The sequence below is a fragment of the Runella sp. genome (genome assembly GCF_965279615.1).
In the GTDB taxonomy this organism is placed as follows: Bacteria; Bacteroidota; Bacteroidia; order Cytophagales; family Spirosomataceae; genus Runella.
The window spans coordinates 5,227,352-5,241,327 of the sequence record NZ_OZ257252.1; the positions used below are offsets into that span (position 1 = coordinate 5,227,352).

General features: G+C 47.6%; 7 protein-coding genes. 3 read left to right on the forward strand and 4 right to left on the reverse strand.

Annotated elements, in window-relative coordinates; translation table 11 throughout:
• Positions 1–88: 88 nt before the first annotated feature.
• Entirely contained in the window at positions 89–4,102 is a 4,014-nt protein-coding gene (locus ACQY73_RS21990; protein ID WP_428654998.1) for a S8 family serine peptidase, read from the reverse strand.
• A 423-nt stretch (positions 4,103–4,525) separates the two neighbouring features.
• Here ACQY73_RS21990 and ACQY73_RS21995 point away from each other — a divergent pair, with 423 nt between their 5' ends.
• Positions 4,526–7,627 carry a two-component regulator propeller domain-containing protein gene (locus ACQY73_RS21995; RefSeq protein ID WP_428655000.1) on the forward strand — a complete coding sequence of 1,034 codons (3,102 nt, stop codon included), beginning with the start codon at positions 4,526–4,528 and terminating at the stop codon, positions 7,625–7,627.
• Positions 7,628–7,683: 56 nt separating this feature from the next.
• Positions 7,684–8,304: a response regulator gene (locus ACQY73_RS22000; protein WP_428655002.1), complete on the forward strand. Its 621-nt coding sequence runs from the start codon at positions 7,684–7,686 to the stop codon at positions 8,302–8,304.
• Between the two features lie 338 nt (positions 8,305–8,642).
• Here the strand turns inward: ACQY73_RS22000 and madM are convergent, their stop codons facing one another.
• The 3 genes from madM to ACQY73_RS22015 all read right to left on the reverse strand — a co-directional run bounded on the left by madM (position 8,643) and on the right by ACQY73_RS22015 (position 11,342).
• The gene (gene madM / locus ACQY73_RS22005; protein ID WP_428655004.1) at positions 8,643–9,407 is read right to left on the reverse strand and encodes a malonate transporter subunit MadM; all 765 of its coding nucleotides are present in this window, start codon (positions 9,405–9,407) and stop codon (positions 8,643–8,645) included.
• A gap of 2 nt (positions 9,408–9,409) precedes the next feature.
• A complete protein-coding gene (gene madL / locus ACQY73_RS22010) occupies positions 9,410–9,778 on the reverse strand; it encodes a malonate transporter subunit MadL (protein ID WP_428655005.1) in 369 nt (122 codons plus the stop codon).
• Between the two features lie 79 nt (positions 9,779–9,857).
• Positions 9,858–11,342, reverse strand: a complete 1,485-nt coding sequence (locus tag ACQY73_RS22015) for an acyl-CoA synthetase (protein ID WP_428655007.1) — start codon at positions 11,340–11,342, stop codon at positions 9,858–9,860.
• A 170-nt stretch (positions 11,343–11,512) separates the two neighbouring features.
• Between ACQY73_RS22015 and ACQY73_RS22020 the strand changes: the two genes are divergently transcribed.
• Positions 11,513–13,936 (forward strand): outer membrane beta-barrel protein, encoded by a 2,424-nt coding sequence (locus ACQY73_RS22020; protein WP_428655009.1) that lies wholly within the window; start codon positions 11,513–11,515, stop codon positions 13,934–13,936.
• Positions 13,937–13,976 lie beyond the last annotated feature (40 nt).

Consider the following 13,976-nt stretch of genomic DNA (forward strand, 5'->3'; position numbering starts at 1 on the left):
TAAAAGCCTATTTATCAACGGAGCAATAGCAAAAAGTAGTTTACGGGGTAAAATAACAAGCATCCTCTCACAATACAGGCCGCGTAACTTAGTGTTTTATAATGGCATTAATGATCCGCGTCGATGTACCCTCCACCTCAATAATAGCAAAAAACGTACCGTTTTCCATCGTTTTGAGGTTAAATTGTGTACGGAATTTTTTGTCTCCGCCTTCCATTTGCTGCTTAAGTAATAAACGACCGTTAATATCATACAGAGATGCCATCACTTTCTGTGAAATACCTATCGGTGAATTATATTCACAATTGACAAAATTTTCGGCTGGATTGGGATAGAATATTGTCTTTTCAGGATATGTAGGTTCGATGGCCGTTATTGTTATTCTTACTTCGTCCGAGATCAGTTCGCCGCAACCGTTTACATTTCCTCTGACCGAATAATTGCCCGTTTGTGATGGCGTGTAGGTAGTTCCCGTAGCTCCTGAAATCGGTAAACTGTTCAGCAGCCATTGATTGCCGGAAGGTGCATTCGAGGTAAGCAAAATTCCGGTGGTGGTAATGGTCGGCTTTTCGGCTTTTTTAGTGGTGATCGTGACAGGAGATGACAGGGCCGGCAGACAGTTGTTGACCGAAGTACTTACGGTATAAACACCCGCGTTGCCTGCCGTATACGCAGCGCCGGTGGCACCGCTTACGGGCTGATTGTTGAAAAACCACTGATATCCCCCTGTACCGGCGGCAGCGGCAAGGTTGATGGTGGTTCCTTCGCAAATGGTATTACTTCCCGTAAATGAAATGGTTGGCGTAGAACTTGTCGCGGTTTTGGATACGACCGGAATCCTGCCGCTCGAACAACCCAATGATTTAACCTTCAAATCATAAAAATAGTAATAGGCATTTGTAAGGGTATCGACGGTATTATTTTGTGCAAACAAAGCTCCTTTTAACGTAATGATCTTGGGAATGCTGTACGGGAAGCCTGTTACTCCGACATTGCTTCTGAAAATCGTAGCGCCATTCTCGTATTCAATGGTGATTTTATAATCTCCCGCCGTAGGAATGGCCAGATTGAGTGGATATACCTGTCCGGGGTCGTTGGGGTCGTCGGCTACTTGTCCGGAAGGAGCACCTTGGTTGGGGGCGTTGGCATTTCGAGTAGGCACTACATCAATGGTAGTAGTAGATATAAACCGATCATCCAAGCCGGATACAGTAAAGGTCAATCGTCCTGCCGTCGAAATATACAACCGGGCGCTTTCCAACAAAAGCGGCACTTCGGTACGAATCAGGGGCGCAGGGCCGAAATTGCCGGAATAGGTTCCGCCCCCAAAAGCAGCTTTTGTGGCAGGCCCTAAGGTGCCGCTGAAATCGTTGAGTGCTACGTAAAATGTGCCTCCGGGCAATCGGACGCTGCTGCTTGTTGAGTTTCCAATGGCAATAAATTGGTTGGACGTGGGACTATCATACCAGAAAGCAAGACCGTTGCCCTGTGCAATGAGCGCAACAGGATCATTGCCGCAGTAGGTTGCAGTAGCTGAAGTGATCGTTGGAACAGCAGCCACTGTACGAGTTTGTACTAACGTATTATTGAGCGAATCTTGGTCGTTGGTCAGGAGTGTTTTAACAGTAAATTGATAATTGATTCCTGTTTTCAACTCACTCAAAAAAGGAGCTGTCAATGAAAAAGTAGTTTCGGAAAAAGCCGCCAACGTTTGTGTAAGCGTAGATGAAATGGTTCCGACTACTTGACCTGCTCCGTCAGAAACCTGAACTGAAACAGGAATATTGGACTGAGCTTCTGAGCCATTATTTTTTACTCGAACGGTTATGCTGCTTAGTTGATTGCTGCAAAAATTATTTTCAGGAGTGATCAATGCCGAGATGCTTGCATCACGCGAAGGGCGCGTAAAACGCAGCAAAAATTCCTGCGTTTCTCCTTTGGCGTAGGTACCGCAGGCCACAACTGCGGCAGAATTGGTCGCTTCTACGGTGACAATGCGTACTCGGGTTAGGTTGTTGATAGTTAAACCCGCAGGTGTTTTGATGGTAGCGGAAAAGACGCCGTTGTTCATGACCGAAGAAGTGGCAACCAATTCGCCGGCGTCGTCAAAATCTCCGTCTGAATTCCAGTCTATAAAGGCTTTTACCACTTTACTGAGGTCACTTCCGCAAGAGCCGACCGTTACTTCCAACGGAATGGATTGCCCTTGAGAAACGGTAGCGATTTGATTCATAAAATCAGTATAGGTTTGGCAGCCGTTGTTAGCAAGCTGCGTAATATTTCCCAAAACTACTTTCATGATTTTGGTGTCTGCGTCGGAAGCAGCCCGCGATTCACAATAGGATTTACCTCCGATACCGCTGACAATCAGTGCGTAGAGTTGTGTATTATTGGTTAGGGTACCTTTGTGTTTTATGGTAATGGTGTACGTTTTTCCCGGAATGGCGTTCGGAATAATAATTTGTTCAACGTTGTCACGAATATTGTCTCCGCGTGTAGCGTTGTTGGCAGGTTGCTCAGGGTCCAACACCCACGGCAAAGACGTAATGGTTCCGTCGGAGATGCGGATATCTAAATCATTCAGAAGTTTTGGCGTACGATTGTTAAAATTGGCCGCTGTTGCTGAAAAAGCCGTTGCTTCAGGATCTGTCCAACAAATTGTAGCTACCAACGGACCTTTTCCCGAAGCGATTACCTGTGTTGTGTAGGTTTCGTTGGGAGCCAATGTCCTTTCCGCGACCAAATGCGATTGATCTTTGTTTAGAAGCACTTCTGCCGCTCGGCGGTCGTTGAGTAATCCCCATCCGTATTGATAATCAGGCCCCGGGTTGCCGGCATCGTCGGCGGTGTGTAAAACGAGCCCTTTCAACGTTGACGAACGCATGAACTTGCCGTTCAGGTTATTATATAATTCCTGTAACAGAAAAATTGATCCGGCCACGTTGGGTGACGACATAGACGTGCCACTGAGTGTTTCGTAGGCGTTATTATTGGTAGAGGTGGTCGAAAAAACGCTTACACCTACCCCAACAATGTCGGGTTTGATACGCCCATCGTCGGTAGGGCCCCAACTGCTGAAACTTGAAATGCGTGGGTCTGATAGTTGATTATAGCCGTTGCTCAACGCACTGATGGCGCCTACCGTCAAGCTGTTTTTGGCCGTTCCGTAGGTGGAAACCAAGTCATAGCCGGTTTGGGCCGCACGTGGAGTCGTGCTTTTACGATTACTGCTTCCGATAAAATAAGGTGTTCCTGCCGGCGGGCCGTTAGTGCCACGATCATTCCCCGATGAGCTGACCATCAGATAATTGGGAGCATTGTAAGCGATTCGGTCCCATTCGCGGGTACGGGAATCATAAAACCCGAATTTATAATCCTGTTGGCTGTTTACGGTCGAATCACCGTACCATTCCCATTTTAGATTATTATCGGTTCCCGGACGATCAGGGTTCAACCGCCAACCCGATAATGTTCCATAAGAGTGATTCGAAACGAGTAGGTTAGCGGCGGCATTGGCCATTTCGGGCGTATCGTTGTTGAAATCATAGGCCAACAAAGTAGCCTGATTGGCCATTCCGCGCGCCCGAGGGTTAATTCCGGTAGCGATCATGGTTCCGCTCACGTGCGTAGCATGGTTGCTGACGCTGGTCGCTCCGTCCGACTGGGTAATGCGCCCGACCAACTCGACGTGGGTTTTCAATACAGCTCCCCCGTCCCAGATTCCCAGGCGATCTTTCATTGCACTGCTACCGCCGGTAAGATTCAATCCCAGTCCTCCGCCTTCGTACAGGGCGTCGGTGCGAGTAGTAGCAGCAGCGGCGCGGTTGGTGGTTGTAATGTCATATAAAGGTTGCCCCGTTTCGCTGACTCCGCTCAAAATCATCACCCGACCGTCGGAGAAATCCCGGCGCAACGGCCAATTGTTCAGTTGAGCCAACGTTTGGAGTTGGGCGTTTAAAGTACGGTATTGATTTTCAATGGATTGTCGGGTGGTTTGAAGTTTTTGCTGTTGCTCCGTTGAGTATAACGGCTTGCGTTGGGCGTAGCTTGTCAGCGAAAAAAAAGATAAACCAAGGAGAAAGAGGGGTAAACGATAGTGCATGATGACGGTATTTCCTGTATAAACGAAAAAAAAGGATGAAGTTATAAGGGAAAAGTAACTTTATAAAGCGATTTTTTGGATGCGGCAAGAGTTCATTAGGAGTAAATTTATTCTTGTTGAACCTCCAAAAGTAAATACGGTTTGGAAAGGAAGAATGTTGCAACTTGATGGATATGTTCAAAAAACAGCTTAGGAGGTTCTCAAAATGACATTCGGCTGTTTTTCAGAAAATCGTATTACAAAAAATACAGAAGAAATAAATAAATTAACCCTTCAAAATCAGGCAGGAATAACATAGTCATAATCCCCTATTTTGGGTGAACGAAACAAACAACGTTCCAACCTACTTTTGTAAGATATACTCGCATCACCCCCTCTCCTTATTCAAGGAGAGGGGGCAGGGGGTGAGGTTTCGAAGTTCCAATGAAAAAATACCTATTACTGCTTTTTATCTGTTTAACCAATGTCGTATGGGCCAACAATGTGATCCCCACCGACTACTGGGATCACCTTGGCCTAAACGAAGGGCTCAGTCAAAACGAAGTGCGCAGTATTTTGCAGGATCATCGCGGTCTGATGTGGATGGGCACGCAGGACGGCCTCAATTGCTATGATGGACAAACCATCAAAAAATACCGCCATAATCCATTTGATTCCACCACGCTTTCGCACGACGACATTACGTTTTTGTTTGAAGACTCGCGCCATCATTTGTGGATAGGAACAACCAAAGGATTGAATCGGCGAATGTTTCGTCAAAACACCTTTCAACATCTGTCGCAGGTGGAAGGGATGGTTACAGGCATTGTAGAAGATAAAACGCACACGATTTGGGTGGGAACCTCCTCGGGACTTTGGTGTTTGCGACCCAATGGCGATGAATTTCAATACTTTTTGTACCGATATTCGGCAGAGGATGCCTATTCATTGACGCACGATTTCGTGGGAAGCATGGCGGTCGATGTCGAAGGAAATCTGTGGATAGGAACCGCCAAAGGGCTAAATAAGTTATTGCCGGGCAATACCGTTCGTTTTGAGAATAGCCGAAACCGCTCTTTACCGCTGTATGATGCTGACCGGCCCGCTACGCATGTCTGGAGCGCGCGCGGAAAAGGGCTTTGGGTGAGTACGCAAACCCAATTCGGTTTGGCCAACCCCCAAACGGGCGAATGGGAAGAGTTGACATCGGCATTGCCTGCCAAGGTTCAGATTTCGACCGTTTGGACCGACCGTCTCGGTGCAATCTGGATTGGTACACAGGGCAACGGTGTTTTCCGTTATCGCTTTGATCCTGCTGCTCGGCAATTGGTCCGATTAGGGAATTTTCGGGAAGACCTGTTGGCAAAAAACGGTCTCAGAAGCAGCCACATTACAAGTATTTATGAAGGGAGAGAAGCCGCTGAAGATGTGGTGTGGGTAGGTACCCGCGAAGCGGGAGTACAACTTTATTCGCGCTCTAAAAATACCTTTCAGCACTGGGAACGATTGCTCAACAAAGAAAACGCGGCGGGGAGAAGTTTCTTCGGTATCGGCACCGACCGACAGGGGTTTTTATGGGCGGGAAGCTTAGCCAATATGTACCGGATTGACCGACAATCGTACGCGATAAAAAAATATGCATTACCCAAAGATGCCCTTGTCGAAACAATTGACGAAGATGCACAGGGTACTTTGTGGGTAGGAGGAAACACGGGGCTTTTCCGCTACGACCGCGCTCATGATCGTTTTGCCCCGTTTACGTTGCCGGTGTTTGATAATCAAAAGCCTTGGGTTTTTCGCATTTATGAAGATACTCAGCAAAACAAGTGGATCGGAACGCAGGCTTATTTAGCCAAAATCACTTCCAAGGGGCAAACGGAAATCATTCGCGAGGTGTTCGCTGCCAAAAATACCAAAATTGAACTAAGGCATGTTGGTGCTATTCAAAAAGATGCCAAAGGAACGCTTTGGATCGGAATGAGGCATGGATTGGTACAATGGCCTGCCAACGGTGGCAACGCCCAATTGTTTCAGAACAATCCGCTTGATGCCAAGTCATTGATCAACAACATGGTACTGGATGTTCATATAGATGCCAAACAGCGTGTATGGGTCTGTACCGCCAAAGGAATCAGTCGCGTAATAGAAGAAAAAGGCAAAGTAACCTTTGTACATTTTACCGAAAAAGAAGGGCTTTCCAACGCTTTTGTCTATGGTGCTTTGAGCGATTCCAAAGGCAATATGTGGCTTACCACCAATGGCGGTATTGTGTGTTTCAACCCCGATAAGCGCACCTTTCGCAACTACACCGCACAAGATGGACTCAGCGGTGAGGAATTTAATTCAGGCGGTTTTCACCAAAGCGCCGACGGAGAGTTATTTTTTGGCGGTAATGGCATGTTGTTGAGCTGCCGGCCTACGGAATTGGTGCCTAATCGGCATTTGCCCAAAATTGCGGTAACCTCTTTTAAGAAATTTGAAAAAGAGTCGAACATTGATAGTTTATTGACGCTGAAAGCGCCTGTCACGCTTGATTATGATGAAAATTTCTTTTCATTTGAATTGGCCGCTCTCGACTATACCAATCCCGATCAAAACCGGTTTGCGTACAAACTGGAAGGATTTAACAAAGATTGGATACCGGCAGGTACGCGCCGTTATTTGAGTTTTACCAACTTGAGTCCCGGCAACTACACACTTCGCGTCAAAGCTTCAAACAATGAAGGGCTTTGGAATGATAAAGATATTCTGAGCATTCCACTTTATATTCGCCCGCCTTTCTGGCAAACATGGTGGTTTTATGCGGTGGCGTTGCTGGTGTTGGTTACTGCAGCTAAGCTGTTTTACGATTATCGGGTTCGGGCCAAAGTGAAGTATCTGTTTGATTTGGAACGGGTAAAACTGGAAGAGAATGAGCGCGTACGCAAACTTGCCGCGCAGGACCTGCACGACGAATTTGGTAATACCCTGACGCGTATTTCGCTGTTGACCGAGATGATCAAAACCCGCCTCAACGGCCAGGCTAAGGGGGAAATCGGGACGCTATTGACCAAAATCGGAGACAACTCCAACCGCATGTATCAGGGTACGAAAGATTTTATTTGGGCTATTAATCCCGAGCACGATAATTTCTATGAAATCGCTATTCGCCTTAAAGATTTCGGGGATGATGCGTTTGACAAGACGGGTATTCGTTTTTCAGCCAACGACCTCAACGACGATCTCCGTGCCGTGACGCTCTATATGGGTGAAAGTCGGCATTTGGTGCTGTTGTTTAAGGAAGCCATCAGCAATACCCTCAAACATGCTCAAGCTACCGAAGTAACGCTGACCTTTGCCGTCGAAAACCATGAAATGATGATTCAGTGGCAAGACAACGGTAAGGGTTTCCACCCCGACCAAACCCGTCAGGGCAATGGCCTAACCAACATTCAAACCCGCGCCGAAAAAATAGGCGGTGTTGCCACTATCCGAACCTTAGAAGGAAAAGGAACGTGTGTGGAGTTTCGCAAAAAAGTTGGAGAGGCAACCGTTACCTCATCCTAAACCTGAAAAAAACAGACTGAACGAGGGCTTTATCCCTAACTAACTTTATTCCAAAAATGCCAATCCGCCTTTCTCTCGTCGAAGACGACCATCTCATCCGCGAAGCCTTCGCTGATCTATTGAACAACACCGAAGATTTTAGCGTGGTCAGTACGTATTCCAATTGCGAAGATTACCTGAAAAACCTTGCCACCGACCGCCCCGATGTGGTGCTCATGGATCTTGAACTTCCGCGCATGGGAGGCGTAGAAGGTATCGAGCGCACTAAGAAATTGCGTCCCCAAACTCAACTCATTGTAGTGACGGTCTATGAAAACGACGAGTTGGTTTTTAAAGCTCTCTGCGCCGGTGCAGGTGGTTATCTTACCAAAAATATGCCGCCGAGTCGCCTTATTGAAGCCATTCGTGAGATACGTCAGGGCGGCGCGCCGATGAGCACCAACATTGCCCGCATGGTGGTAGCGTCGTTTCAGAAAAACCACCATTCGCCCTTGACTGCCCGCGAAACAGAAGTATTGGAGCGCATTGCGCAGGGAAAAAGCTATACGACCATCGCCGATGAACTCTTTGTTGACAAAGAAACCATCCGCACCCATATCAAAAACATCTACTGGAAACTCGAAGTCCATTCCAAAGCCGAAGCGATTGAAAAGGCGAGGAGAGAGCGTTTGATTTGAAAAAAATCTACAAAGGTTGCGCCTCTCCGAGGCTTTTGGGATTCTGTGCAAACTCTTTCTACAAAGGTTGCGCCTCTCCGAGGCTTTTGGGATTCTGTGCAAACTCTTTCTACAAAGGTTGCGCCTCTCCGAAGCTTTTGGGATTCTGTGCAAACTCTTTCTACAAAGGTTGCGCCTCTCCGAGGCTTTTGGGATTCTGTGCAAACTCTTTCTACAAAGGTTGCGCCTCTCCGAGGCTTTTGGGATTCTGTGCAAACTCTTTCTACAAAGGTTGCGCCTCTCCGAGGCGTTCTAAAAAGCCTCGGAGAGGCGCAACCTTTGTAACACGCATTCCATCATCACTCCCCAAACGTTATTCGCATCAACAGGTACAAAATCGAAGGACAGGCGAGGCAACCTAAGCCCGTATAAAACGTGGCGGTGAGAGCACCATAGGGAACAAGTTTGGGGTCGGTGGCCGCTAATCCTGCCGTTACGCCGCTGGTTGTTCCCATCAATCCGCCGTAAATGAGGGCTGTGTGTGGGTTGTCAAGGCCAATGTATTTCGCAGCGAAGGGTGTACCAATGGTTACAAAAACGGCCTTGACCACGCCTGCCGCAATGCTCAGAGCAATGACGTCGGAGGAAGCGCCGATGGCTGCGCCTGTCACGGGGCCGACGATGTAGGTACATGCTCCCGCCCCAATGGTGGTCAGACTGACGGCGTCGCGGTAGCCCCAAAACAATGCGATGACTACGCCGCCGAGAAAGGAAAGAACGATCCCCAAAAAGAGCGATAATGCGCCTACCCAACCTGTGCGTCGGAGAACTGAAAAACTCGCCCCCATGGCGGTGGAAACAATGGCAAAATCGCGAAACATAGAACCGCCTAAGGTACCGAAACCCGAGAAGATTTTGACGTCAGCAATGCCCTTTTCCCCACCCGAATACACACCGCCAAAGTAAGCAATGACCAGACCGATTAGAATAGCGATGGCCGAAGCGGGAATTTTTCGGCGAGTGAGTTTGTCGGAGATAATGCCTGATAGGTAAATGATGATACCTACGACCAGAAAGGCAAAAATCAGCCCATTTTTTTCGAGAAACTTAGGAATGATTTCCATATTTAGTCGGGCTTGGTATTTTTGGAAAGTTTGGCCAACAGGGGAATGCACGCGAGGCAGATCAATACAGGGACGATTCCCGCCAAAATGGCAATGAAACCGCTGGAAACAGCCACTTTTACGTTTTGAATAGCCGACATCGCCACCACGATCGGAATGTATAGCTGATTCCAAAACAGAATACCGTTTTCGGTAGATTTATCAAAATCCCCTTTTTTATGGAGCCAATCGCTCAGAAAGATCAATAGCAGCATGGCAAAGCCTACACCGCCGACGTTGGCGTCCACGCCGATGAGTTTGCCGAGAAATTCACCAATAAGTTGGCCAATGATGTAGCAGAAGGCCAGAATGGCTACGCCGTAAATGATCATTTTTTTGAGGTTAAAGGTTTAGGAAAACGTCGGCAGGGATAACGTCGGCAGGGTTCCAAACCCTGCTGACGTTGGTAGATCAGAACATTTTCTTGATGTCGTTTTTGGTGACTTTTCCCATGGCGTTGCGGGGTAGTTCGTCGATGATCTTGTAGTGGCGCGGTACTTTGTAAGCAGGCATTCGTTCGCGCAGCCACTGGTTGAGCGCCTTGAGGTCGATTTCAGGGTCTTTGACCATCACCGCCGCTACCACTAATTCGCCCCACTCTTCATTGGGAATACCTACTACGCTGCAATCGCTGATAGCGGGATGCGTGCGCAATACTTCTTCAATTTCGAGTGCTGAGATTTTGTAACCTCCTGATTTGATGATGTCTATAGAATCGCGTCCCAGGATTCGGTAATAGCCTTTTTCCACCACGGCTACGTCGCCCGTTTTGAACCAACCATCGTCGGTGAAGGTCTTTTGGGTGGCTTCGGGGCGTTGCCAATATTCTAAAAATACGTTTTTACCCTTTACCTGAATCTCTCCGGGTTGCCCTGCTTTCACTACCTGATTGTTTTCATCGACCAAACGGACACGTACGCCCGGCAGGGGTTTTCCGATGTAGCCCGCTTTGCGCTCGCCGTGGTATGGATTGCTGATGCCCATGCCGATCTCGGTCATGCCGTAACGTTCCAAAAGCGTATGGCTGCTGATGATTTTCCATTTTTCCATAACCGATACAGGCAACGCTGCTGAGCCGGAAACCATCAACCGAAAGCGCGAAAGTGTGTCGGATATCTGTTGTTGTGCTTCTTGAGGCAACGTTTCCCAATAAGCAATGAGTTTAAAATAAATAGTGGGTACGGCCATGAACACGTTGATGTGCCCCTTAGCAAATGCCTCAAAGACTGCTTCGGCCGAAAAAAACGGCAGGAATTCGACCGTAGCACCCGACCATAACGCGCACGAAATCACGTTGATAATACCATGAACGTGGTGCAGCGGCAGCACACACAAAATGCGATCAGTGGCCGACCATTCCCACGATTTGACCAAGGTCGATACCTGCGCTTCGATGGTGCGGTGCGTCGTCACTACTCCTTTGGGTAGGTTGGTGGTTCCGCTGGTATACAGGATCATAGCGCGCCGGTCAGGAAGGATATTAGGCAGTTTTTTGGAAGATATTGACAAAGCATCGACGTCCGCCAACGAAATAAAACGAATGCCTTTCTGCGTTGCCAACGGTGCCAGGAGTTCGGCGTATTCAGGGCCTGCAACGATGATCTGCGCGTCGGTATCATCAATGACGTATTGCAACGATGGTAATGGATAGGTGATGCACAACGGCACTGCCACCCCGCCCGCGCGCCAAATGCCCCACTGCACCCGCACGTAGTCAAAGCCCGGCGAGACCATAAAGGCTACGCGAGTTTCGGCTAAATCGCCGGTTTGGTCAAGCAGGTACGAAGCAAATTCGTGCGAAGCTTCCAGCAAATTTCTGTAGGTATAGACCTGATTGCCGGAGACAATGGCTTGATTTTCCTGATTTTTGGAGGCGTTTTTAACTAACTGAAGCATAAGAAATAAAGGAAAAGTTAAAACTATCCCAAAAGCAGCATTCTACCAAAAATCGGCCTTGCTTCCCTGATAATTTCTCTCGCCATTCATCCAAATCCCCTCCTTTGGGTGAACGACCCGATGTGGGCTGTAGCTTAGTTTTGGTGTATCAAACATCAACTCACTCAGCCATGTTTAAAAATCTACCAATTCTCTTTGTTCTGTGTTTGTTTTTTCATTCGGTCGGTGCCCAAACCATTAAAGGGCAGGTGAACGATGAAGCCGGAAAGTCTCTTGAATTTGCCAACGTGACGCTCCATCGGGCGATTGATTCGGTATTTGTTAAAGCATCGCTTAGTGATAATCAGGGACAGTTTGAGTTTGAAAATGTGGCATTCGGGCAATTCTTCGTGCGGGTAACGCAGGTTGGTTATCAACGCTTTTCGAGTCCTGCGTTTGTCATTAATACCGAAAATCCTACCATCAATCTTCGTTCTGTTTCGTTAATGCAGGATGCAAAAAACCTGAACGAAGTGGTTGTACGGGCACAAAAGCCGTTTTTGGAGCGCAAGTTGGATCGCCTCATCGTCAATGTAGAAGGCAGCATTGTGAGCACCGGAACGTCGATTTTAGAAGTATTGGAGCGCTCGCCGGGCGTGGTGGTCAATCAGGAAAGTTCCATCAACCTTAAAGGAAAGCAGGGAGTGATTGTGATGATCGACGGAAAGCCCACCCCGCTGTCGGGCGCTGATCTGATCAATTACCTTAAAGGCATACCTTCGGCAAATATCGAGCGCATTGAGATCGTCACGAATCCTTCGGCCAAATACGACGCAGCCGGCAATGCGGGCATTATCGACATTAAATTTAAAAAAGACCAACGCGAAGGCTTCAACGGCAATTACAGCCTCAGTTATGGTCAGGGGCGTTATCGCAAACCAACGGCGAGTGCCAACCTGAACTTTCGAAAAAAGAAATGGAATTTCTTCGGAAATTATTCCATTTCGATGCCCAAAGGTTTTACCATGTTTTACATCAATCGGAAATTTTTCGGAGAAAACAGAGCCTTGACGTCGGTTTTTGATCAAACATCGCTCATCAAAATGCCCATGCAAAGCCACAACGCCAAAGTGGGAGCCGACTATTACCTTTCCAAAAAAACGGTGGTGGGCGTGATGCTCAATGCCAATTGGTTTGGACTCAAGCGCGATGGCTTTACCAATTCACTTATCAGCGAACCCAACGGCGCACTACGCTCTACCGCCGAAACGGATAATCAATTGTCCGAAAAACGCTTTAACGGCTTTGCCAATGTTAACCTCAAACATACGTTCGATGACAAAGGCAAAGAACTGACCGTCGATGCAGATTATGGTCGTTTTGGAGCCTCCACGAAACAGGATTTTGTGACGAATTATTTCAATGCGGCTAAAGCCCCGCTCAATTCGGAAGCCTTGCGGACCGATCAAAGCGGCAACATCGACGTTCGCTCCGTCAAAGCCGATTACCTGCACCCGTTGGGCAAAGGTGAAAAGTTTGAAGCCGGACTGAAAAGCAGCTTGGTTAAAACCGATAATGACATTCAATTTTTTGACGTATTGCCTTCCGGCGAGCAATTGGACACTAAACGCTCCAATCATTTTATCTATTCCGAGAATGTGAATGCCGCTTACGTCAATTACGCCAAAGAATTCAAAAAGACTGATTTTCAGGCAGGATTACGAATGGAACACACCGTGACGCATGGGGAACAGGTAACGACGGGTGAGAAATTCTCACGAAACTATATCTATCTGTTTCCGAGTGTTTTTGCCAATCATAAATTTGACAAAAACAATCAGCTTTCGGTGTCGTACAGTCGGCGCATCGACCGCCCCAATTATCGGCAATTGAATCCGTTTCGCATTTTCGTAGATCCGTTTACTTACGTCGTGGGCGATCCCAAACTAAAGCCTGTGTTGACCAATTCGTTTGAGGTAAACCACACTTTCAAAGAAAAATATGTAACGACGCTCAGCTATGCCCAAAGCAAAGAAGTCATCACCGACATTTTCGCACAAGACGATGCCACCAAGATTTCCTACCAAATTCCCGCCAACCTGCAAAATTTTGACCAAGTCAATTTAGGTCTGACGATTCCTGTGACGGTCAAAAAATGGCTGAATTCGAGTATCATCGGAAGTGTGTATTGGAACAAATATACCAGTCCGTTGCAGGGCGGCAACTTGGTGAATGAATACACGGCGTGGGATGTACGCGTCAATAATTCCTTTATTTTGGGCAACAAAGGCTGGTCGGCCGAAATGAACGGTTTCTATCAATCACGCAATGCGTGGGGGCTTTTCATCATCAAAAATTTGGGACAGGCCTCGGTCGGGCTTCAAAAAGTCTCCAAAGATCGCAAATCCACCTTCAAACTGGCCATGAGCGATCTGTTTTACACCAATCACATTGCGGTCGTGGTCAATTACCAAAACATGGATTTTTTTACTGACCGTCGTTGGGATTCACGCGTAGTTACGTTTTCCTTTACGCGCCGTTTCGGCAGTAACACCGTCGCCCAAGCCCGCCGCCGCAATACGGGCGTGGAGGATGAGAAGAGGAGGGCGAATTGAAAATGACTATATGCTTCCCTACAGCACCATTTTTTGGCAC

What these genes read in the sequence shown, in the direction of transcription:
- ACQY73_RS21990 (WP_428654998.1), bottom strand. Translation starts at nt 4,102, where the DNA reads ATGCACTATCGTTTACCCCTCTTTCTCCTTGGTTTATCTTTTTTTTCG.
- ACQY73_RS21995 (WP_428655000.1), top strand. Translation starts at nt 4,526, where the DNA reads ATGAAAAAATACCTATTACTGCTTTTTATCTGTTTAACCAATGTCGTA.
- ACQY73_RS22000 (WP_428655002.1), top strand. Translation starts at nt 7,684, where the DNA reads ATGCCAATCCGCCTTTCTCTCGTCGAAGACGACCATCTCATCCGCGAA.
- madM (WP_428655004.1), bottom strand. Translation starts at nt 9,407, where the DNA reads ATGGAAATCATTCCTAAGTTTCTCGAAAAAAATGGGCTGATTTTTGCC.
- madL (WP_428655005.1), bottom strand. Translation starts at nt 9,778, where the DNA reads ATGATCATTTACGGCGTAGCCATTCTGGCCTTCTGCTACATCATTGGC.
- ACQY73_RS22015 (WP_428655007.1), bottom strand. Translation starts at nt 11,342, where the DNA reads ATGCTTCAGTTAGTTAAAAACGCCTCCAAAAATCAGGAAAATCAAGCC.
- ACQY73_RS22020 (WP_428655009.1), top strand. Translation starts at nt 11,513, where the DNA reads ATGTTTAAAAATCTACCAATTCTCTTTGTTCTGTGTTTGTTTTTTCAT.